Annotated in this window: 19 protein-coding genes; 8 read left to right on the top strand and 11 right to left on the bottom strand. The window is 37.6% G+C overall.

The window, feature by feature from the left end; all coding sequences use genetic code 11:
• Positions 1-80: 80 nt before the first annotated feature.
• The 3 genes from JEM65_RS02275 to JEM65_RS02265 all read right to left on the bottom strand — a co-directional run bounded on the left by JEM65_RS02275 (position 81) and on the right by JEM65_RS02265 (position 4202).
• Positions 81-527: a heavy-metal-associated domain-containing protein gene (locus JEM65_RS02275; protein ID WP_233530491.1), complete on the bottom strand. Its 447-nt coding sequence runs from the start codon at positions 525-527 to the stop codon at positions 81-83.
• 252 nt (positions 528-779) lie between these two features.
• On the bottom strand, positions 780-2855 hold the full coding sequence (locus JEM65_RS02270; protein WP_199596932.1) for a M16 family metallopeptidase: 2076 nt from the start codon (positions 2853-2855) through the stop codon (positions 780-782).
• A 27-nt stretch (positions 2856-2882) separates the two neighbouring features.
• The gene (locus JEM65_RS02265) at positions 2883-4202 is read right to left on the bottom strand and encodes a M16 family metallopeptidase (protein ID WP_199596931.1); all 1320 of its coding nucleotides are present in this window, start codon (positions 4200-4202) and stop codon (positions 2883-2885) included.
• A 190-nt stretch (positions 4203-4392) separates the two neighbouring features.
• Here JEM65_RS02265 and JEM65_RS02260 point away from each other — a divergent pair, with 190 nt between their 5' ends.
• From JEM65_RS02260 to rpmA, 4 genes are all read left to right on the top strand, one after another.
• Positions 4393-4878 (top strand): DUF4199 domain-containing protein, encoded by a 486-nt coding sequence (locus tag JEM65_RS02260; RefSeq protein ID WP_199596930.1) that lies wholly within the window; start codon positions 4393-4395, stop codon positions 4876-4878.
• 42 nt (positions 4879-4920) lie between these two features.
• Positions 4921-6159 carry an ATP-binding cassette domain-containing protein gene (locus tag JEM65_RS02255; protein WP_233530490.1) on the top strand — a complete coding sequence of 413 codons (1239 nt, stop codon included), beginning with the start codon at positions 4921-4923 and terminating at the stop codon, positions 6157-6159.
• Between the two features lie 240 nt (positions 6160-6399).
• Positions 6400-7143 (top strand): 50S ribosomal protein L21, encoded by a 744-nt coding sequence (rplU, locus tag JEM65_RS02250; protein ID WP_199596929.1) that lies wholly within the window; start codon positions 6400-6402, stop codon positions 7141-7143.
• A 28-nt stretch (positions 7144-7171) separates the two neighbouring features.
• Complete coding sequence (rpmA, locus tag JEM65_RS02245) at positions 7172-7432, top strand: 50S ribosomal protein L27 (RefSeq protein WP_199596928.1); 261 nt, start codon at positions 7172-7174, stop codon at positions 7430-7432.
• A gap of 113 nt (positions 7433-7545) precedes the next feature.
• Here the strand turns inward: rpmA and JEM65_RS02240 are convergent, their stop codons facing one another.
• The 6 genes from JEM65_RS02240 to JEM65_RS02215 all read right to left on the bottom strand — a co-directional run bounded on the left by JEM65_RS02240 (position 7546) and on the right by JEM65_RS02215 (position 14272).
• Positions 7546-9315, bottom strand: coding sequence for a MutS-related protein (locus JEM65_RS02240; RefSeq protein WP_199596927.1), 1770 nt, complete (start codon positions 9313-9315; stop codon positions 7546-7548).
• 17 nt (positions 9316-9332) lie between these two features.
• On the bottom strand, positions 9333-10265 hold the full coding sequence (locus JEM65_RS02235; protein WP_199596926.1) for a M28 family peptidase: 933 nt from the start codon (positions 10263-10265) through the stop codon (positions 9333-9335).
• A 101-nt stretch (positions 10266-10366) separates the two neighbouring features.
• On the bottom strand, positions 10367-11113 hold the full coding sequence (locus JEM65_RS02230) for a succinate dehydrogenase/fumarate reductase iron-sulfur subunit (RefSeq protein WP_199596925.1): 747 nt from the start codon (positions 11111-11113) through the stop codon (positions 10367-10369).
• 66 nt (positions 11114-11179) lie between these two features.
• Complete coding sequence (locus JEM65_RS02225) at positions 11180-11557, bottom strand: four helix bundle protein (protein WP_199596924.1); 378 nt, start codon at positions 11555-11557, stop codon at positions 11180-11182.
• A gap of 33 nt (positions 11558-11590) precedes the next feature.
• Positions 11591-13588, bottom strand: coding sequence for a fumarate reductase/succinate dehydrogenase flavoprotein subunit (locus JEM65_RS02220; protein WP_199596923.1), 1998 nt, complete (start codon positions 13586-13588; stop codon positions 11591-11593).
• Between the two features lie 12 nt (positions 13589-13600).
• A complete protein-coding gene (locus tag JEM65_RS02215) occupies positions 13601-14272 on the bottom strand; it encodes a succinate dehydrogenase cytochrome b subunit (RefSeq protein ID WP_199596922.1) in 672 nt (223 codons plus the stop codon).
• Positions 14273-14542: 270 nt separating this feature from the next.
• Here JEM65_RS02215 and JEM65_RS02210 point away from each other — a divergent pair, with 270 nt between their 5' ends.
• A complete protein-coding gene (locus JEM65_RS02210) occupies positions 14543-15835 on the top strand; it encodes an aminopeptidase P family protein (RefSeq protein ID WP_199596921.1) in 1293 nt (430 codons plus the stop codon).
• Positions 15836-15904: 69 nt separating this feature from the next.
• On the opposite strand, the gene JEM65_RS02205 is transcribed toward JEM65_RS02210, so the two are convergent.
• The gene (locus tag JEM65_RS02205; RefSeq protein ID WP_199596920.1) at positions 15905-17227 is read right to left on the bottom strand and encodes an aspartate kinase; all 1323 of its coding nucleotides are present in this window, start codon (positions 17225-17227) and stop codon (positions 15905-15907) included.
• A 104-nt stretch (positions 17228-17331) separates the two neighbouring features.
• On the opposite strand from JEM65_RS02205, the gene JEM65_RS02200 reads away from it, so the two are divergent.
• Complete coding sequence (locus JEM65_RS02200; RefSeq protein WP_199596919.1) at positions 17332-17988, top strand: hypothetical protein; 657 nt, start codon at positions 17332-17334, stop codon at positions 17986-17988.
• On the opposite strand, the gene brnQ is transcribed toward JEM65_RS02200, so the two are convergent.
• The gene (brnQ, locus tag JEM65_RS02195) at positions 17966-19249 is read right to left on the bottom strand and encodes a branched-chain amino acid transport system II carrier protein (RefSeq protein ID WP_199596918.1); all 1284 of its coding nucleotides are present in this window, start codon (positions 19247-19249) and stop codon (positions 17966-17968) included. The genes JEM65_RS02200 and brnQ overlap by 23 nt on opposite strands.
• Positions 19250-19330: 81 nt before the next feature.
• On the opposite strand from brnQ, the gene JEM65_RS02190 reads away from it, so the two are divergent.
• Both JEM65_RS02190 and JEM65_RS02185 read left to right on the top strand, forming a co-directional pair.
• On the top strand, positions 19331-20107 hold the full coding sequence (locus tag JEM65_RS02190; RefSeq protein WP_199596917.1) for an alpha/beta fold hydrolase: 777 nt from the start codon (positions 19331-19333) through the stop codon (positions 20105-20107).
• A 61-nt stretch (positions 20108-20168) separates the two neighbouring features.
• Positions 20169-20432, top strand: a complete 264-nt coding sequence (locus JEM65_RS02185) for a hypothetical protein (protein ID WP_199596916.1) — start codon at positions 20169-20171, stop codon at positions 20430-20432.
• Positions 20433-20521 lie beyond the last annotated feature (89 nt).

Genomic DNA, 20521 nt, shown 5'->3' with positions numbered 1-20521 from the left:
GAAAAGTCATATTTCTCTTTCTTAGGACAACAGACTTTTTTACAATCTGCATCACAGGACATCTTGTCGCGGGCTTAATCTCACATCTTTTTATGAGGACAATTCGCCATGCATTCTGCATCACAAGTATGTTGTTCAGAAGAAAAGGCATCCACTGTTTTCATGCTATTCACGCTGTAGGTGTCTGAAACCGATACCACAGCCTCTTCAAGCGCATTTGGGGTAACCTTGGCGTTATCATATTCTACCATAGCCAAACGTCTGTCAAAATCGACCGTAGCAGATTTTACGCCTTCCATTTTGGCAATTTTCTTTTCAATGGTTTTTGCACAACCCATCACGCAAGTCATCCCTTCAATACCAAACTCTGCCTTTGCATAGGTCGCGTTAGGATCCAACGTTAATTTTGAAGCCATCTCTGGTTGCTCCATCTCTACTGTCTTGATCTCTGGTTGCGCATTGTCTTTACAACTTACTGAAACGAGCGCTAGTGCAGATAGCAATACAAATGCTTTAAGTGTTTTCATAGTGATAGATATCTTGAATTTTATAGGGGTTGTTGTATAAAAAGCTTAGAAAGATCAAAATTAAGGAATTATGATCTTTAGTGTGCCAAAATTCAACATTTTAACCTAGAAAAGTCTCGTTTCAATTTTGCTAAATAGGATTCAATTCTTTCAAGGTAGGCAGTAGAGGCTGTGAATCTTCCTCATAGCATAAACAATAAGAAAGCCTGAAGTATATGTCTTCAGGCTTTAAATAAATAAGGTTATATGGTATTAGTTGAAATCTGCTTCAGTAACACCTTCATTAACTCTATGATTGGTGACATTCATTTTAACTACTTGTGGCCCTGTAGTTACAGATATGCTGTACGGATACATCATTTCTTTTACAGGCGAGTAGTTACCGTAATTTTCTACAGTAGTAAATGTTTGACCTTGTAATTCAGACGTTTTTTCGACTCTTACTAAGTAACCCGTTTCTGCATCATAATAACGGAATGAATCTTTTCCATTTTCAGACACTTTAATCTTGTAAGCATCACTGCCATCAATACTGATAACACTTTCTAACGCTAAATTGCTTGGCTCAAAATACAATTCTGGGAAGATGGCATGCGTCGCTTTTTGCTCTTTAATTTGATCTTCAGTCAAGTCTTTTTTGGCACCTTGTTGCTCAATGTATCCAGTGGTGCCATTAAATTTTTGTTTCATGATGAGACCCATACCTTCTATAGTCATTTCCATAGAGGTTTTGTTTGGTGTCATCGCTTTCATTTCTCCCATTGGAGAAAACGGAGCCCCTTCAATGGTTACATTTGCGGTAGTCCATACAGACTTCACCGCTTTTGCTTTTTCTTTTCCACCAACGGCTTTAAAATAAGCATCCATTACGGTGGTTGTAGTCACGCCATCAGGGATTGGTTTTGTGAATTTTGGTTTGTCAACTGGGTTTGCATAGGTGTCAAAATACAAGATTGGAATACCTGTTTTTTCAAGGTTCTCTAATACATCAGCACCTTTACCTACAATAACGATACGTGCGTTTTCTGGTTTAAAATACGTGTTTGCAACACGGTTTACATCTTCAGCAGTTACAGCATTGATTTTTTGCAAAAACGTTTCGTAGAAGTCTTTAGGCAAATTGTTTAATTTAATGTTCAATGCATATCTAGCCACCGTTTGTGGACTTTCTAAAGCCAATACAAAGTCTCCTACATACTTTGCTTTTGCATTTCTAAGGTCTTCTGCACTTACAGGTTCTGATTTGATACGATTAATTTCCTTTAAGGTTTGAACCACCGCACTGTCAGTAACCATATTTCTTACCGCAGTACTTGCAGTAAAACGCCCTACATACTTGTCAGCATCCACCCCAGAACGCGCGCCATAGGTATAGGCGTGCTTTTCACGTAAATTCATGTTAAGGTAGCTCCCAAAGCCACCACCCAAGATTTTATTGGCGATTAACACCGCGTGATAATCAGGATGGTTCATTTTCAAATCGACATTGTTAGATAATGAAATGTTCGACTGAACTGCATTTGACATGTCTACAAAATTAATTTGTGTGTACTGAACATTTGGTCTTGCATCTGGAACACTAACTTTAACGTCTACAGATTTTGTAGAACTCCCAAAACGTTTTTCAACTTGCGACTTGATTTCCTTAAAGTTTACATCGCCCACAACTACTAAATACGCATTGTTTGGGTTGAAGTTTTCTTCGTAGAATGCGCTAATATCTTCAAAAGTGACATTATTAACAGATTCCGTAGTGATAAATTCTCCGTAGGGATGGTTAACCCCATAAGACAATGCTCTTCCTACACGTCCTGCAACAGCATCAACACTTTTTTCTTGAGATTTTAAGCCTTCAATAAGTCTTTCTTTTTCTTTATTAAACTCTTCTTTAACCAATAATGGATGCATAGCAGCATCTGCCATGAGTTCTAAAATACGATCAGAGTATTGAGAGAGTGCACTTGCGTACGCTCCTGAAGAACTAAAGCTCAATCTGGCACCTAAGAAATCAATTTCTTCGTTGAATTTTTCTTTTGAGATAGATGTTGTTCCATTGCCCAACATGCTACCAACTAAACTAGAAACTCCAGCTTTAGCGCCTTCAGTTTCTGGTTTGTTGTCAATGGTTAAGCTAAAAGAGACTCTAGGTAATTTGTGGTTTTCTACAACCATCACCTTCATACCGTTTTTAAGGGTAAATTCTTGAGGCGACTTTAAATCGATTTTTGGAGCAGGTCCAGGTTGCGGTTGTTTTGAACGGTCAATTTGTGCATGTACAGAAAAAGCCATAAAAAACACCATTAAGAACGCTGATATATAAGTTTTCATATGATTCAATGTTTGTTTAAGTTTTAATTATTGGTCATCTTTTTTTGGAAGATAGTCTAGTTCTAAACGTTGGTTAGGACTTAGGTACTTTTTAGCAACGTCTCTAATCTCTTCTCTGGTAATAGAGCGGTAGATTTCAATTTCGCTATTAATAAGGTTAACATCACCTTTTAATAAATAGTTAGTGGCTAAATTTTCAGCAATACCTTCTACGCTAGAATTGGAGTTGACGTAACGGTTTTCGAATTGGTTTTTCAGTTTTTGGTAATCTCTTTCTGAAATCAATTCGTTTTGAAGTGTTGCGATCTCCTCATCCATTTCACGCAATAAAGCGTCTAGGGTAACATCACCTAAAGGCAACGCTAAAATGGCAAATACACTGTAGTCCATTTGCCCAATGTTGATAGCTTGTGCTTGAAGGGCCATCTTTTTATCGTCAACCAATTTTTTGTAAAGCACTGAGCTTTTTCCACCACTCAAATAACTGGACACCATGTCTAAAATATACGACTCACGATCCTTAAAGCCTGGCGTACGGTAAGCCGCAATAACTGCAGGAATTTGAATATTGTTGTCGTAAGCTGTGGCCTTAATGGTTTCAGTGATAGGGGTTTCTTTAGAGAAATTTCTAACCACGTCAGCACCTCTTGGGATCTCACCAAAGTAATCCTTTACCATTTTCTTGGTTTTGGTCTTGTCAATATCACCAGCAACTACCAAAACAGCGTTGTTTGGGACATAATATTTCTTGAAATACGCTTGGAATTCCTCTAAAGTAGCGGCATCCAAGTCTTCCATTTCACCAATGTTTTTTTCTTTGTACGGATGCACTTTAAATAAGTTTTCTCCAACCGCCCCTAAGAATCCACCGTATGGCGCATTGTCATAACGCAATCGTTTCTCTTCCTTAACCACTTCATTTTGGGTGTCTACACCAATTTGATTGATGATAGGGTGCATTAAACGCTCAGACTCCATCCATAAACCCAATTCTAGATTGTTTGATGGGAACACTTCGTAATAATAGGTTCTATCTAAAGAGGTATTGGCGTTGTTGGTCCCTCCGTTTGAAGAAACAACGTTAAACCATTCACCTCGGGCAATATTTTGAGTGCCTTCAAATAAAAGGTGCTCAAAGAAATGGGCAAAACCTGTACGGTTAGGCTCAAAATCCTTTCCACCAACATCATACATGACTGAGGTAATTACCACGGGAGCTGAATTGTCCTGATGAAGAATGACGTGCAAACCGTTATCTAAATCAAACTCCTCAAATTCGACCTGTTGCGCATTGGCAAATGTGCCAAGAAGCAGCAAAGAGGCCAAAGAGAATAAACATTTTTTCATTGTTTTCTTTTTAATATTAATTATCATATACTGTAAGTAGCATTTAACTAACAGTTGTTACACTTAAACTCAAAAATATGAAATGATTGTAGTATTTAAGCACTTAAGCTATAAAATAAGTCTTAAAAATTGTGTTTATAAATAAATTTTTACGAATTTTAAGATTCATAAGCCTAAATATCGAACATCCATGAACAGATCTTTGTCAGTAGCTTTAAAATATGGATTATTTATTGCTGGTAGTTTAATTGCGTACTTCTTAATCTTAAAGTTGTTTAATTTACATAACAATATATGGTTGCGCTTGGCTAATGGTCTTTTTATGGCAGCGGGCATCTATTTCTCCATTAAGTATTACAAGTTTAAATTCAATTCAGAATTTTCATATGTCGATGGTTTTAAGACAGGATTGCTCACAGGCTTTATAGCCACAGGAATATTTGTTGTATTTATGGCGGTATATATGTTCCATTTGGATCCTGAATTTCCAGAAACTGTTTTAAGGGGCTGGTTTGATGATACTGGTCAGGGAGCAGGTTTGTTAATACTTATTATCTTGATGGAAGGATTGGCCTCAACAGCTGTGTTGACCCTCATGTTTATGCAAATTTTTAAGAAAAGTCAACATGTTGGCCAGCAGGAAGATTTAATTGATAATAGTCCGAAATTGAAGTAATAGAAGATAATTTCCATTTATTTGCAAGTCAATCCCAAATCCTTGAACCAAAGCGTTGTGCATTTTGGAATGTTATTATCCAATACTGTCAATAAAATAGTTTTTATAAACACGATTCTATCCGGTAAATCTAACGGAGGCTTAAGTGTTTTTAATGACTGCAAAGGTGTATTGTTTTCTGATTTGACAATTGCTCAATTTATCGAAAAGGAGCACCGATACGATAGTATTGAAATTTCAAAATCTGAAAACAGACAATTGCATACCTTTTCTTCGGGTGAACGCCGAAAAGTGTTGTTAGAATATTGTTTAGCCCAAACACCAGACTATATTATTTTAGACAATCCCTTTGATCATTTGGATCAGCAATCACGGATCGATCTATCAAATCAACTTGTTGAATTATCAAATTCTATTTCAATAATTCAATTGGCAAATCGCGAAGAAAATTTACTGCCATTTATAAATAGAAAAGGATATGTATATGATAATTCCTTCGACATTTTTGACATCCCTAACCCCTTCCAAACTCAACAAAGTAACGTAGCACCTATATTTCCTAGTTCATTATTATCCTATAATAAGGTTTATGAAAAAATCATAAAATTTGATCAGGTTCGCATAGATTATGATGATCAGCCCATTATAACAGATATTACATGGGAAGTTAAGCACGGTGAGTTTTGGCAATTAATAGGGCCTAATGGCTCAGGAAAAAGTACAATATTATCTTTAATTAATGGTGAAAACCCAAAGGCCTACGGTCAAAACATCACGATTTTTGACAAAAAAAAAGGAAGTGGCGAAAGTATTTGGAACCTCAAAAAGAAAATTGGTCATTTCTCTACCCATTTAGCCGAATTGTTTAAGAAAAATCATACAGTAGAACAAATGGTTTTATCTGGCTTTTTCGATTCCGTTGGCTTGTATGTAAAACCTAGTGGGTTGCAACAGGAAAAAGCAATTCAATGGTTGGAAGTCATTAATATAAGGCATTTAAAAAATGTCTATTTCAACAGATTGCCCTTAGGTCAACAAAGATTAGTATTGATAATTAGAGCATTAATTAAACAGCCACCTTTATTGATTTTGGATGAACCTTTTGAAGGGCTTGACCAAGAAAACACCAATTTGGTGGCGCAATTGCTAAATACTTTAATTGAAAGGACCGAGATAACCGTCATATATGTGTCCCATACGATAGAAAAATCATTGGTTCCGTCTCATATTTATGAATTAACACCCACTAAAAACGGTTCTATTGGACGAATAAAATCGTAGTTTTAAATAAAAGGCTGCTCTATGAATCTGTCTGGAAGACGGTAAGTTTAGGGCTTTTTTTTATTCGTTAAGTGTTGTTTTATTTGAATTTATTTGTTTTTGGAAAACGTATGATTCTGATTTTTCCGCTTTTATTCAAAATAATCAACTCTCCGGCCATAAAACGTTTGTAGATTAATTATTTAGGTGTATATTTGCACCCATTTTATAACAAAAATTAACTAATTTAAACGTAACGCTATGTACGCAATTGTAGAGATAGCAGGGCAACAATTCAAAGTTGAAAAAGACCAGAAAGTGTTTGTTCACCGTTTAGCAACAGAAGAAGGAAAGACCGTGTCTTTCGATAATGTTCTTCTGATTGGTGATGGTGACAATATTACTTTAGGCGCCCCAGCTATAGACGGAGCTCAAGTAGGAGCAAAAGTCTTAAGTCACCTTAAAGGTGATAAAGTTATCGTTTTCAAAAAGAAAAGACGTAAAGGTTACCGTGTAAAAAACGGACACCGTCAATCTCTTACTGAAATCGTTATTGAAAGCATTCTTGCTTCAGGAGCTACTAAAGCTGAGAAAACTGTAAAAGCAAAACCAGCAAAAGCTGAAAAAGCTGCTCCAGTTAAAGAAGCTAAAAAAGTAGAACCTAAAAAAACAGCTAAAAAAGAAGTTGAGGTCAGTGAAAATTTGGTTTCTCGTGCTGAGAACAGAGCTGAAGATGCACAGATTAAAATCAACATTGACAAAGTGCTTCATAGTATCGGAACTGCTCTAAAAGGAGATGCTGATGATTTGAAATTGATCAACGGAATTGGTCCTGTTTACGAAGAGAATCTTAATGAATTAGGGATCTATACGTTTGAGCAAATCAGCAAATTGAAAGCTGCTGATAGAGAAGAACTTTCAGCTATTGATGGCATCACCCGTGATAAAATCGAATCTGATGAGTGGGTAAAACAAGCAAAAGCTTTGTTGAAAGACAAAAAATAATAAAGTAAACAATTAAAACCTTAAGACAATGGCTCATAAAAAAGGAGTTGGTAGTTCTAAAAACGGTAGAGAATCAGAATCAAAACGCTTAGGTGTTAAGATTTTTGGTGGACAAGCTGCTATTGCTGGAAATATCATCGTAAGACAAAGAGGCTATACACATCACCCAGGTGAGAATGTGTATGGTGGAAAAGATCACACTTTACATGCACAAGTTGATGGTCTAGTCAAATTTACAAAGAAAAAAGACAACAAGTCTTATGTGTCAATTGAACCGTTTGAGGTTTAATTTTCATAAATTCTTTTATACATCAAAAAACCCTTTCTGTTAGTTATCAGAAAGGGTTTTTTAGTTATAGATCAGCCCTCACAGGTTTCCAAAACCTGTGAGGGCTTTTTGATTTATACAATCTGCATCTTCTTCAACAAGAAACTTGCATTCATATTCTTGCACACGCCTGTTTTAAATGTGTAATCAAAATGCAATTCATCATCAATGATTTCAGCATCAAAATAATAGTTTTTAACGTCTTCCAGTTCCTTCTCTATTTCGCATAAGCTTAAATCGTGTGTCGCAATGATTCCCGTGGCATTTGATGCTACAAGCTTTTCTACAAACTTGCGGGAGCCAATAGCTTTGTCTGTACTGTTGGTGCCTTTCAGTATTTCATCCAAGATGATAAAATACGGTTCTTGCTGTATAGCGTCTACAATGAATTTTAAGCGTTTCAATTCTGAAAAGAAGTAAGAGCTATCATCAGTTAACGAGTCGCTGGTACGCATGCTTGTAATTAGTTTTACGGGGTTGTAGCTGCTCGACGTGGCACAAACCGGCAGACCAACATTAGCCATCACAATATGAAGGGAGACCGTTCTCAAGAATGTGCTCTTACCAGCCATATTAGCACCTGTGACAATAAAAAATTGTTCATTTTCAATACTTAAGTCATTATCCACCCGCTTCTCCGTTTTTAGTAAGGGGTGACCTAAATTGATCGCATTGATAACGTATTTGTCAGTGGTAATGGTTGGAAAAACGTACTGTGGATGGTTAAATGCATAATTGCCCAAACTATTGTAAGCGTCAAAAAAGGACACCACCTCAAACCAATCTTCTACTTTGTTTTTATAAGCAGCTAGCCATTGCTCTACCTTGTAACTGTTTTTTAAATCGGTTAAAAAATAACCGTTTCCAAAAAGCGCAGAAATAAAATTGCTTCTATTATCGAGCGCGTCTAAAGCTTTTGAAAACTTATTGAAAATAAGTGAGGCCTGTTCTGATTCTGATTGAATTTGTTTTTGCTTGGCTATGAGCAATTCAGAGGTAAAGGTTTCGTTTTCAATTTGCTTGAGGAGCAAGGCGTATTGTTTAAAAGTGTCCTTCACTTTTCCTGTATGAAACGCCAAGTCATTAACTTTTTTCACATAAATTCCAGTAATCGCTAATCCTATTAAAAGCCAATAGCCTAAAAAGTCAATACTGAGTAGTTTTAAAAAGAATAATGCGAATAAGATGACGGTGCCTCCAAAGAACGCCATCGGAATCCATTTCATCGCTTTTGGTAAAAAGATCGTATGATCTTTTAGCCAAGTGATGATGACATGTGCAGAAGTTTCTACTTTTATCAAACTTGCGGTAGCGGAATATAATTGGCGCCATTTAGGTTTTGAAGCGAGTTCTTTTATGGCTTCCTGACGTTGTTCAATGCCGTCAACCGTATTGGCTTTTAACGCAGCAGCTAGTTCCTGTGTGCCTTCCTCAATAACCGTTCTATTGATAAATTGAAAGAATGAACCCCGTCCAAACAAATCGATGTCCAGACTGTAAAAATGTAAAGGATCTTGAAATATTACCCCTTGGTCTCTTGCATGAAAATTGCCAGAACTAATGTCCAGCTCTGTTTGATTGATTTCTGTTAAGGATTTTTTGAGCGCTCTTTGTGCTTTAAGGTCTGTATACCTCGATAATAGGAATACAAATACCAGGATGCCCACAACCGCGATTCCTGCAGCAATTTGCCAATTATAAAAGGTCAAATAAACACCAACTCCCGTAAGTATAAACACCAAAATACGGAGTGTGCTTAAAACGGTCATCTTTTTATGTAAAGCATTCGCTTCAGCCTGAAAGCGTTCTGAGTGTTGCTGGTAATAGGTATTTGGATGATCCATAAATAAAAAAGTTAAGTCTAAAAGTGCATCGCGTCTAATGTAGCGAAAATTGAAATGATGGTATTAACGGCCATAATGTAAAATTCTGGATGCATATTTTCAAAATCATCAGTAGGCTCGTGATAGTCCTTATGGTCTTCTACTCCGAAGTATAAAAAGGGAATGTTTTTTTTATGAAACGGGGCGTGGTCTGAAGACATCGTCCAATTTTGTAATCCGTCTTTACCGTCATGACCCATCAAAAGTGTCAACTCTTTAGGATTTTTAAAATTGGAAATGACTGTTTTTAAGGTGTCATTAAACGCTGTTCCCACTGCATAAAGTTCATTGTTGTCATTACGACCAATCATGTCCATATTAATATTGAGTTTAATATGTTGTAAGGGTACGATTGAATTTGCAACAAAATGGTGCGACCCCGCAAGACCCAATTCTTCGGCATCAAAAGCGGCCAAGATGACGGAGTGCTCTGGCGGATGGGTTTCGAAATACTCAGCAACTGCAAATAATGCGGCAACACCCGAAGCGTTGTCATCAGCGCCATTATAAATTTGATTGTTTTTTATGCCTTCGTGGTCATAATGCGCACTGATAACAATATAGTTTTCGGGATGTTGAGAGCCTTTGATGAGCCCTAAGACATTCACCCCATTATAAGTTTTGCCCCGAGCCGTAAATGAAAAAGGCTGCTGATAGTCTGGCACAAAGGGAAGTACATTTAAGTGTGTATATTTCTCAATGATGTAATTCTTGGCTTTTTCGGCGCCAGAGGTACCTGTACGTCGGCCTTCAAAAGCATCAGATGATAAGGTTTTGATGTGAACTAATATACTGTCCGCATTAAAAAGATAGGGGACCTGAATCGCGATTTTTTGATCGAGTTTCTGTGCGCAAGACCCGATAGTAAGACTAAGAACTGCAAAAAGTGTAAGCCACAATTGGTGCTTCATAAAGGATGGGGTTTAAAATATAAAGAAACAAAAAATCCCAATAAAGCATTGGGATTTTAATTGAAATTAATGACTTCCTAAGGGGGAAGTTGACTATAAGATTATCCTTTTAAGCTTGCCGCTAAATATTCGCGATTTAGTCGGGCAATATTTTCAAGGGAGATGCCTTTAGGGCATTCAACTTCACAAGCCCCAGTATTGGTACAGTTACCAAAACCTTCTTCGTCCATTTGCTTCACCATGTTTAAAACACGTTCAGTAGCTTCAATTTTTCCTTGTGGCAATAACGCGAACTGAGACACCTTAGCACCGACAAATAACATGGCGGAAGAATTTACACAACTCGCAACACAGGCACCACAACCAATACAGGTAGCAGATTCGAACGCCGTGTCCGCATCGTGTTTATTCACCGGAATAGCATTGGCATCAATGGTATTCCCAGAAGTGTTCACAGAAATAAAACCACCCGCATGCTGAATACGGTCAAAAGAAGTACGGTCTACAACTAAATCTTTAATGACAGGAAAAGCAGTTGCTCTAAATGGTTCAATATGGATGGTGTCTCCGTCATTAAACATACGCATATGCAATTGACAGGTTGTGATCAAACGGTCAGGCCCATGAGCTTCTCCATTAATGTATAATGAGCAAGTACCACAAATACCTTCACGACAATCGTGGTCAAATGCTACTGGTTCTTCGCCTTTATTAATGAGTTGTTCATTCAAAACATCCAACATTTCTAGGAAAGACATATCACCTTCAATACCATCAATTTGGTAATCTACTAGCTTTCCTTTGGTGTCAGCGTTTTTTTGACGCCATATTTTTAATGTAAGCTTCATGCCTTCAATATTAAGTTATTAAGTAATTGATAAATTGTGTTATTCGGTAACTCAAAATTCAATAGTCTATTTTTCTTTTTGTGTCTTAAGATATTTAATGTAGCCATTAAGTATCAAAAGTGTTTTATTGTGAATTGTTCGTAAATCGTTTAAAGTATCTGTGGAAATGTAATTTTCATCGAAAGCCACAATGCCATGGTCTAAAGTTTCAAATAATGAACCTCTTGCAATTCTGCAAAATTGTATGTTTTCTTGATAATGAAATCTGCCATAACCTTCAGCAATATTGTTTCCAACTGAACGAGATGATCGCCTTATCTGATCAATTAATACGTACTTTTCAGAACTTGGTAATTTTGAGATGATTGCGTTACTTACAAATAGTCTTAAACTTCGCGCTTCTTTCCAGCAGGCAAGTTCTTCAAAAGATCTATAATTATCCATGTTATGGCCTTAATAACTCACTCTCTCAATAATTTATTTATAACTTCTCTCTTTCACTTCAATATTCTCGTACTCCAATTCTTCCTTATGAAGGATAGCATCTTTAGGTTCTCCTTGAAATTCCCATGCCGCAACATATTGAAATTCTGGACGTCTTAAGGCTTCTCCTTCTTCAGTTTGGTATTCTTCTCTAAAGTGTCCACCAGCAGATTCTTCTCGTTGTAAAGCATCCTTAGCAAACAATTCGCCCAATTCTAAGTAATCTGCTACACGCATTGCTTTTGCCAATTCTTCATTGAATTCGTTTTGGGTTCCCGGCACTCTAACATCTTTCCAAAATTCCTTACGAAGCTCAGCAATTTCTACAATAGCTTCTTGTAAACCTTGTGCATTACGAGCCATTCCACATTTGTTCCACATGATTTTTCCCAGTCGTTTATGGAAATGGTCAACAGAATGTGTTCCTTTATTAGTGATTAAGTGATCCAAACTGTCTTTAACGTTTTTCTCTGCTTGATCAAATTCTGGTGAATTGGTAGGGATTTTTCCTGTACGAATATCCTTTGATAGATAATCACCAATAGTATATGGCAATACAAAATAGCCATCTGCCAAACCTTGCATCAATGCCGAAGCACCAAGACGGTTAGCACCATGGTCAGAAAAGTTGGCTTCTCCAATACAATACAATCCTGGGACGTTGGTCATCAAGTTGTAATCTACCCAAAGTCCACCCATGGTATAATGCACCGCAGGATAAATCATCATTGGCATTTCATACGGGTTTTGATCTACGATTTTTTCGTACATCTGGAATAGGTTACCATATTTCTCTCTGATAACTTCCTGTCCTAATCTTTTTACTAAAACGGCATCATCTTCATTTAAACCTCTAACATGAGCACGTTCCTTTCCGTAACGTTGAATGGCAGAAGCAAAATCCAAATAAACAGCTTCACCGGTTTTATTAACACCATAACCTGCATCGCAACGTTCTTTTGCGGCACGGGAGGCGACATCACGAGGTACTAAGTTCCCGAATGCTGGGTAACGACGCTCTAAATAATAATCTCTATTTTCTTCAGGAATCGCAGTCGCTTTTAATTTTCCTTCTCTAATAGCCAATACATCATCCATGTTTTTTGGTACCCAAATACGTCCGTCATTACGGAGTGATTCAGACATCAAAGTCAGTTTTGATTGATGGTCTCCAGAAACAGGAATACAAGTTGGGTGAATTTGTGTGTAACATGGGTTGGCAAAAAAGGCACCACGTTTGTGTGCTTTCCAAGCAGCAGTAACATTACTTCCCATTGCGTTGGTTGACAAGAAGAACACGTTTCCGTAACCGCCAGTTCCTAATACTACAGCATGGGCAGAATGACGCTCAATCTCTCCAGTGACTAAGTTTCTTGCGATAATACCTCTCGCTTTTCCTCCAACTACAACAACGTCTAACATTTCGTGACGGTTGTACATCTGGATTTTACCACGACCAATTTGACGGTTCATGGCAGAATAAGCACCTAATAATAATTGTTGTCCTGTTTGTCCTGCAGCATAAAATGTTCTTGATACAAGAACCCCTCCAAACGAACGGTTATCTAATAGTCCACCGTATTCACGTGCAAAAGGAACCCCTTGAGCCACACATTGGTCAATAATGTTTGCAGAGACTTCAGCCAAACGATACACGTTAGCTTCACGAGAACGGTAATCGCCACCTTTTACAGTGTCATAAAATAAACGGTATGTAGAATCCCCATCACCTTGATAGTTTTTGGCAGCATTGATACCGCCTTGTGCCGCAATAGAGTGGGCACGACGTGGAGAATCTTGGAAACAAAACGCTTTTACGTTATAACCTAATTCAGCCAAAGTTGCAGCGGCAGAACCTCCAGCCAATCCAGTACCAACCACAATAACATCAATGTTACGTTTGTTAGCTGGATTGACAAGATCAATATGATTTTTATAATTGGTCCACTTGTCCGCCAGTGGGCCTTCAGGTATTTTAGAATCTAAAGCCATATTAGATGTTTTTTAGTAATTAAAATGATGATAAAGTGCGATAAAAATAAATCCTAATGGGATAATGATTGCATAAGCTTTACCAAACCCTCTTAATCCTCTTGTATATTTATTGTTGGCTCCAACCGACTGAAATGCGGAACTGAACCCGTGTAATAAGTGCAATGCTAAAAACACAAAGGCAAGGCAATAAAGCGCCACGCGCCATACATCTACAAACTTGTGCTGCAATTCTTCGTAATAGCGGTATTCGCCATTGATCATTCCGGACATGTCGCCTTCAATGAATTTGGTGTTGATCTCCGGTAACCAGAAATCGTAAAAATGAAGTCCGAGGAACAACAAAATCACCCCACCTGTCCAAATCATGTTACGGCTCATCCAAGTAGAATTGGCGTTGCCGTTATTTTTGACATAGGCAATTTTTCGTGCGTTTCTATTTCTTATTTCCAAGATCATCCCCATCACAAAGTGAAAAATGACGCCCAAAATTAAAATGGGTTGGAAAATATATTGCACTACCCAAAAGGTTCCCATAAAATGAGACGCCTCATTAAATGTGTCTGCACTGAAGACCGATAGGATATTAATTGCAAAATGTTGTACTAAGAAAATCATGAGGAAGAATGCCGAAAGCGCCATGGCAAACTTTCTTCCAATTGAAGAATTTAAAATTCCGCTCATCTTTTGAAGGTTAGTTTAATGTTAGACAAAGATACACTTCAATCGTTTGAAAGCCAAAAAATTGATTTATTTATACTTATTTGGAATGATTTTAATTAGAAGAAGGTGGATTGGTTTTATATAATAATTCAGAATTTTAGGTAAACAGGGTTTTTTTAAAAATCCGTCCAATAAGTGTATAGCTACAAATTTGAGGTTAAAAGTTTCACAAAGCCTCAGAAGATTTTTTTAAGCAACCCGAAAACTGTAATTTTGAAAAAACTACACATTATGAAATACGATCAAATAGACAGCAAACTTTTTATAAAAAACAGAAAAAACTTTATGGCTCAAATGAAGCCGAGCAGTTTAGCTGTTTTTAACTCCAATGATATTTACCCTATTAGTGCTGATAGTACGATGCCGTTTCAGCAACACCGTGATATTTTTTATTTGAGTGGCGTGGATCAGGAAGAAAGTATTTTAGTGCTTTTCCCGGATTGTCCAAAAGAAAATCATCGCGAAATTTTATTCTTAAAAGAGACCAATGACCATATTGCTGTTTGGGAAGGCGAAAAACTGACCAAAGAAGCTGCATTTGAAACTTCAGGAATTAAAACGGTGTATTGGTTGAAAGATATGGAGAAAATCATGTTTGAATTGATGACCCAATGTGATACGGTTTATATCAATACTAATGAGCATTACCGCGCCAATGTAGAAACCGAAACCCGTGAAGATCGTTACACAAAATGGTTAAAGGAGAAGTATCCTGCGCATTCTGTGGCGAAGAGTAACCCAATTTTACAGCGTTTGCGTTCTGTAAAAGATCCCATTGAGATTGATGTGATGCAAAAAGCCTGTAACATTACAGAAAAGGGCTTTAGAAGACTTCTCGATTTTGTTAAACCAGGAGTTTGGGAATATGAGATTGAAGCAGAACTAATGCACGAATTTTTGCGTAACCGCTCCAAAGGTTTTGCCTATACGCCAATTATTGCTTCAGGTAATAATGCCAATGTGTTGCATTATGTAGTCAATAATCAACAATGTAAAGATGGTGATTTGATCTTGTTGGATGTTGGAGCAGAATATGGCAATTACTCAAGTGATATGACGCGTACCATTCCTGTTGGCGGCAGATTTTCAAAACGTCAGAAGGAAGTTTACAATGCGGTTAATCGCGTTAAAAAAGACGCTTCTAAACTATTGGTTCCAGGAACGGACTGGGCAGAATATCACAAAGAAGTGGGCAATATGATGACGTCAGAATTATTAGGTTTAAAATTGTTGGACAAAGCTGACGTTCAAAATGAAGATAAAGACTGGCCAGCATATAAAAAATACTTTATGCATGGTACTAGCCATAATATTGGTTTAGATACGCATGATTACGGTATTTTAACGGAACCAATGCAGGAAAACATGGTGTTTACGGTAGAACCCGGAATTTATATTCCTGAAGAAGGCTTTGGCATCCGATTGGAAGATGATTTGGTGATCCAAAAGAAAGGCGAGCCTTTTAACTTGATGGGGAATATTCCTATTGAAGCTGAGGAGATTGAAGAGATCATGAATTCATAAAATAAAAGTAGAGGCTCTTGAAAAAGAGCCTCACTTATTTTATACAATTATAACCTGATTGGTTTTTTATTAAGCCGGGACCAAATCAAATACATAACGGTTGAGCTTTCTTAAGGTTTCAATCTTATCACTGGTGTTGATCAATAATGAAATGTTATTATTGCTACCGCCATAAGAAATCATTCTCACACTCACATCCTGCAATATCTGAAACAGCTTTGGTGTGTCAGGATGGTAGACAATTTGGTTGCCCACTAAACAGACAATGGTTCTAAATTCATCGACTTCAACCATCGCAAATTTTTCTAATTCTTCAACAATGTCAGAACGATGTTTGGTGTCGTCTATAGTGAGCGATACCGCAATCTCTGAAGTAGTAATCATGTCAATAGACGTTTCATACTTCTCAAAAATTTCAAAAACCTTTTTTAGGAAACCATGGGCTAAGAGCATTCGGGCCGATTTAATTTTAATGGCGGTAATCCCATCTTTTGCGGCAATGGCTTTAATGCCTTCACCGTGAATGGCATTGGTAATTAAAGTGCCGTGGGAAGAAGGTGACATCGTGTTTTTTAAGCGCACCGGAATGTCCAATTCCTTTACCGGCGTGACGGTTTGAGGGTGTAAAATTTTGGCTCCAAAATACGCCAACTCCGCAGCTTCATCAAAAGACAGATTGGAAATGGCATGGGTATCTGGCACAAAACGCGGGTCATTATTATGGAACCCGTCAATATCCGTCCAGATTTGTACTTCTTTCGCTTTTAGCGCGGCACCAATAATCGTCGCGGTATAATCGCTTCCGCCGCGTTGTAAATTGGCTATTTGGCCATCAGCATCCAAACATATAAACCCTTGGGTGATGTAAATGTCTGCGTCTGGTTGGTTTTCAACAATACGGTTAAAGTTTTGACGGATATAGAAATTATCTGGTTCGTTAAATTTATCAATCCGCATAAATTCCAAAGCAGGCAGTAAGCACGCTTTTAGTCCTTCTTGTTTTAAAAAACGACTGAAGATAAACGTAGAGAGCAATTCGCCTTGTGCAATAATTTTATTGCTTAATAAGGATGAATAGTTGGCAATGGCAGCTTCCTTTAACGTTGCGAAAATAGTGTTGACATAAGCCTCTACTTCCAGTTTTAAGGTGGTGTCATTAATTAAATTCTGCACCGTATGTTTATAAGTGGTGTGTAAATCAGAAATGAGATCTAAGGCGTTTTCCCGTTCCTTAAACTTAATACACTCCGAAATTGTAACCAAGGTATTGGTGGTTCCTGACATAGCAGAGAGCACCACAACTTTGCGTTGGCCATCATTAATGATATTCTTAACATTGGTCATATTATCAATTGACCCAACAGAGGTACCTCCAAATTTTAAAACAAGCATAATTATAAGGTATTTAGGTGAGCTAAAATAAGTGGCTTACATTATAAAACCATAAGAATTAAAAATTTTGACTAATTTTGCACAAAATGTTATATAATTAACAAATGAGAACTATTGCCGCTTGTGTACAGGAAATTTTAATTGCGCAACCCTTCTTGGAAGAGGCCTTATCTCGAGGCATCATCAACTATTCAGCCCTTGCGGAAGAACTGGTAGTGCCTATTGGTGAACTGCTCAAAAAACCCGTAAAAGCAGGGGCGGTTATGATGGCATTGCGGCGGTACCAAGCGCCTGTGGACTTTGGAAGTTCAAGAAAGCTCAAACGCGTCATGCAAAATTTGGGGGATATTACGGTACGTTCCAATCTCACTGATTTTACGTTTCAGAACTCCAAGACCTTAATCCATAGCCATTCTAAAATAATGCGCGAAATGGATGGACTTTCTAACGTATTTTATGCTTTTACGCGGGGTATCCACGAAAGCAATATCATTATTTCATCCTCGCAAAGATTTAACGTCTTAAAAAGTTTTCAATATGAACTTTTAATTGGAGAAAAAGCGGAGCTCTCTGCAATCACTATCAGTTTACCGTCAGACAACAGTAAGGTGACAGGCCTATATTATCAAATATTTAAGCGTTTGGCGTGGGAAGGCATCGCACTTTATGAAGTAGTCTCAACAACTAATGAATTTACTATTTTGGTAGAGGACGAAGTGGTAGACCGTGCGTTTTCTGTTATGAAACGCTTGAAGGATTAAAATGCCTATACATATTAAGTATGATGAACATAAAAAGGGATGGGATAATCCAACCTAAATTATAAGGTCCTAAGGGGATGGTGCCAATAATACGATCTAAGTTTTCAGAAGGCATCAAAATCTTCAAAAAATCTGGAATGCTAAAGATAAAGGCGGTGATGACCACGCCTCTAAAAACAAGTGCTGAGGCCCATTTTTCGGGGATGACATTCAATAAAATCAAGATAATCGTGATGGGATAGATAAACATAAGAGCAGGAATGGCCACATCTATAATGTACTTGACGTCAAATTGTCCCATGACAATACCCATTAGACTCCCAATAATGGCCGTGATGGTGTATACGGTTTTGGAATTATTAAACAGGCCCTTTACATAATCTGCTGTACCGGTTACAATTCCCACGGCAGTGGTAAAACATGCCAAGGCAATTAAAATGCTCAATAAACCGGCACCCGAAGCTCCTAAGGTTTTATTGCCCAAACCGAGTAACAATGCGGATCTTGAGACATCATCTGGAAATTCTGAATTGTGCAATGACCCAATTAAAATAAGGCCTGTATAGATGATAAACAATCCAAAACCAGCTAATAGTCCTGATTTAAAGATGAGTTTTTGCTTTTCTGCTGCAGGGCTGGAATTTCTCAAATTAATAGAGATGATCAACACGGCGCCCACAACCATGGCTGCAATGGCATCAAAAGTTTGGTAGCCTTCTAGAATGCCATCAACAATTGGTGTGCTGAATTGTGTGGGTTGGACAACACCAGCCGATGAGAATATGGCAATTCCTATAATCGCCATTAATATGACAATGATGATGGGCGTAAGATATTTACCCAACAAGTCTAAGACTTTGGACCGATTCATCACAAAAATAAATACCAGGATAAAATAGATGGTACTGGTTAAGAGGCTGCTGCTATTGAAAAATGGGGCAATGGCCATTTCATGAGTTACAGAAGCTGTTCTTGGGCCGGGAAGCAGCAAGCAAATGCCGTACACTATAAAACAATAAATGATACTGAAAATTGGCGACACTTTTTTTCCGAAATCGTACATCGTGCCTTGTAATTTAGCATGTGCAACGATGCCTAAAATTGGAATAATAACCGCAGTAATGACAAAACCAATGGTGACCAATAACCATGCTTCTCCGGCCTGATATCCTAAAAAGGGTGGCAATATTAAGTTTCCAGCTCCAAAAAACATTGAAAATAGGGCGAAACCGGTAATAAAGATGTCCTTGGTTTTATTCATAGTATATAATTTTATTTTGATAGCCAACCCATTAGGGTCAACCAAAGACTAAAACATATATTTGCCGAATATAGATTAAATATGATATTAGAATACAAAGATATCCCAGTTTTTTACGAGGAACAAGGTCAGGGAACCCCCGTAGTTTTACTTCATGGCTTTCTAGAGACTTCAGTAATGTGGCAGGAGTTGATTCCGGCAATTGCCCAGAACTCTCGAGTTATTTCTATAGATTTATTGGGGCACGGTGCCACCGGTTGTTTGGGGTATATCCATACTATGGAGATGATGGCCGATGCTGTACTATTTGTCTTAAATCATTTGAAGATTGAAAAATCGATAATCATAGGCCATTCTATGGGCGGTTATGTGGCCTTGGCGCTTGCTGAAGCACATCCAGAAAGAGTAGAGAAACTGTGTTTGATGAATTCATCGCCATTTCCCGATTCATCAGAAAAGCAAATCAACAGAGATCGGGCTGTTGAGGCTGTAAAATACAATCACAAGAATTTCATCCGGATGTCCATTGCCAATTTATTTAGTCCCGATAATAAGGAACGCTTTGACGGAGAAATAGAGATTATTAAAATGATTGCCATGGATTTACCTATACAAGGGATTGTGGCCGCTCTTGAAGGAATGAAAATAAGGAAGGACAGAAGTATGTGGCTTAAACAACTAGCACTGCCAAAATTAGCGATTCTTGGCCGTAAAGATCCTGTTTTAAACTATGACAGCCTGCGACCACAATTGGAAGACTTGGGAGTTGAAATTATTGATTTTCCGGACGGACATATGTCGCATATTGAAAATAAGAAAGAATTGACTTACAATTTATTGCGTTTTGTCGAAATATAGAGTGCTTTAGCGTCAATTATGGTAATTTTCAGTAAGTTAGACCTCCTTAACCTACAGAACCATGAAAATACACAAAAAAGCACCCCGTCCACGGAAGCTCTACTGTCATCTCTTTGGTCATCAGTATCACGTGTCTAAAAAAGTAACTTCGCATGTCAATGAATATACTTGTGCCTGTTGCAAAAAACAATTGACTACCAATAGTGATGGCGACTTGACCGAATTAACCCCAAAGTTCAGAGAAATAAATTCCATATTAGAAAATATGTATATGCGCAAACGTGAACGTTCAGGGTCGCCTGTCTTCAGTGCTTCTGGCTACTAAATAATTTGTGTTTAAGCATGGGTAAAACCAAAGATAAATTCCGCCAAACAGAGCAAACGGTATTGAAAACTGCCTATATGTTTTGAAAG

This window comes from Gelidibacter salicanalis, from assembly GCF_016469035.1.
Taxonomy (GTDB): domain Bacteria; phylum Bacteroidota; class Bacteroidia; order Flavobacteriales; family Flavobacteriaceae; genus Gelidibacter; species Gelidibacter salicanalis_A.
This window is presented reverse-complemented; position numbering and strand designations above follow the sequence as displayed.

Excerpts from the sequence above, each read along its gene's own strand:
- JEM65_RS02200 (WP_199596919.1), top strand. The coding sequence starts at position 17,332 with ATGAGAACTATTGCCGCTTGTGTACAGGAAATTTTAATTGCGCAACCC.
- JEM65_RS02270 (WP_199596932.1), bottom strand. The coding sequence starts at position 2,855 with ATGAAAACTTATATATCAGCGTTCTTAATGGTGTTTTTTATGGCTTTT.
- JEM65_RS02215 (WP_199596922.1), bottom strand. The coding sequence starts at position 14,272 with ATGAGCGGAATTTTAAATTCTTCAATTGGAAGAAAGTTTGCCATGGCG.
- rplU (WP_199596929.1), top strand. The coding sequence starts at position 6,400 with ATGTACGCAATTGTAGAGATAGCAGGGCAACAATTCAAAGTTGAAAAA.
- JEM65_RS02210 (WP_199596921.1), top strand. The coding sequence starts at position 14,543 with ATGAAATACGATCAAATAGACAGCAAACTTTTTATAAAAAACAGAAAA.
- JEM65_RS02220 (WP_199596923.1), bottom strand. The coding sequence starts at position 13,588 with ATGGCTTTAGATTCTAAAATACCTGAAGGCCCACTGGCGGACAAGTGG.
- JEM65_RS02185 (WP_199596916.1), top strand. The coding sequence starts at position 20,169 with ATGAAAATACACAAAAAAGCACCCCGTCCACGGAAGCTCTACTGTCAT.
- JEM65_RS02275 (WP_233530491.1), bottom strand. The coding sequence starts at position 527 with ATGAAAACACTTAAAGCATTTGTATTGCTATCTGCACTAGCGCTCGTT.
- JEM65_RS02230 (WP_199596925.1), bottom strand. The coding sequence starts at position 11,113 with ATGAAGCTTACATTAAAAATATGGCGTCAAAAAAACGCTGACACCAAA.
- brnQ (WP_199596918.1), bottom strand. The coding sequence starts at position 19,249 with ATGAATAAAACCAAGGACATCTTTATTACCGGTTTCGCCCTATTTTCA.
- JEM65_RS02205 (WP_199596920.1), bottom strand. The coding sequence starts at position 17,227 with ATGCTTGTTTTAAAATTTGGAGGTACCTCTGTTGGGTCAATTGATAAT.
- JEM65_RS02260 (WP_199596930.1), top strand. The coding sequence starts at position 4,393 with ATGAACAGATCTTTGTCAGTAGCTTTAAAATATGGATTATTTATTGCT.
- JEM65_RS02240 (WP_199596927.1), bottom strand. The coding sequence starts at position 9,315 with ATGGATCATCCAAATACCTATTACCAGCAACACTCAGAACGCTTTCAG.
- JEM65_RS02235 (WP_199596926.1), bottom strand. The coding sequence starts at position 10,265 with ATGAAGCACCAATTGTGGCTTACACTTTTTGCAGTTCTTAGTCTTACT.
- JEM65_RS02190 (WP_199596917.1), top strand. The coding sequence starts at position 19,331 with ATGATATTAGAATACAAAGATATCCCAGTTTTTTACGAGGAACAAGGT.
- JEM65_RS02265 (WP_199596931.1), bottom strand. The coding sequence starts at position 4,202 with ATGAAAAAATGTTTATTCTCTTTGGCCTCTTTGCTGCTTCTTGGCACA.
- JEM65_RS02225 (WP_199596924.1), bottom strand. The coding sequence starts at position 11,557 with ATGGATAATTATAGATCTTTTGAAGAACTTGCCTGCTGGAAAGAAGCG.
- rpmA (WP_199596928.1), top strand. The coding sequence starts at position 7,172 with ATGGCTCATAAAAAAGGAGTTGGTAGTTCTAAAAACGGTAGAGAATCA.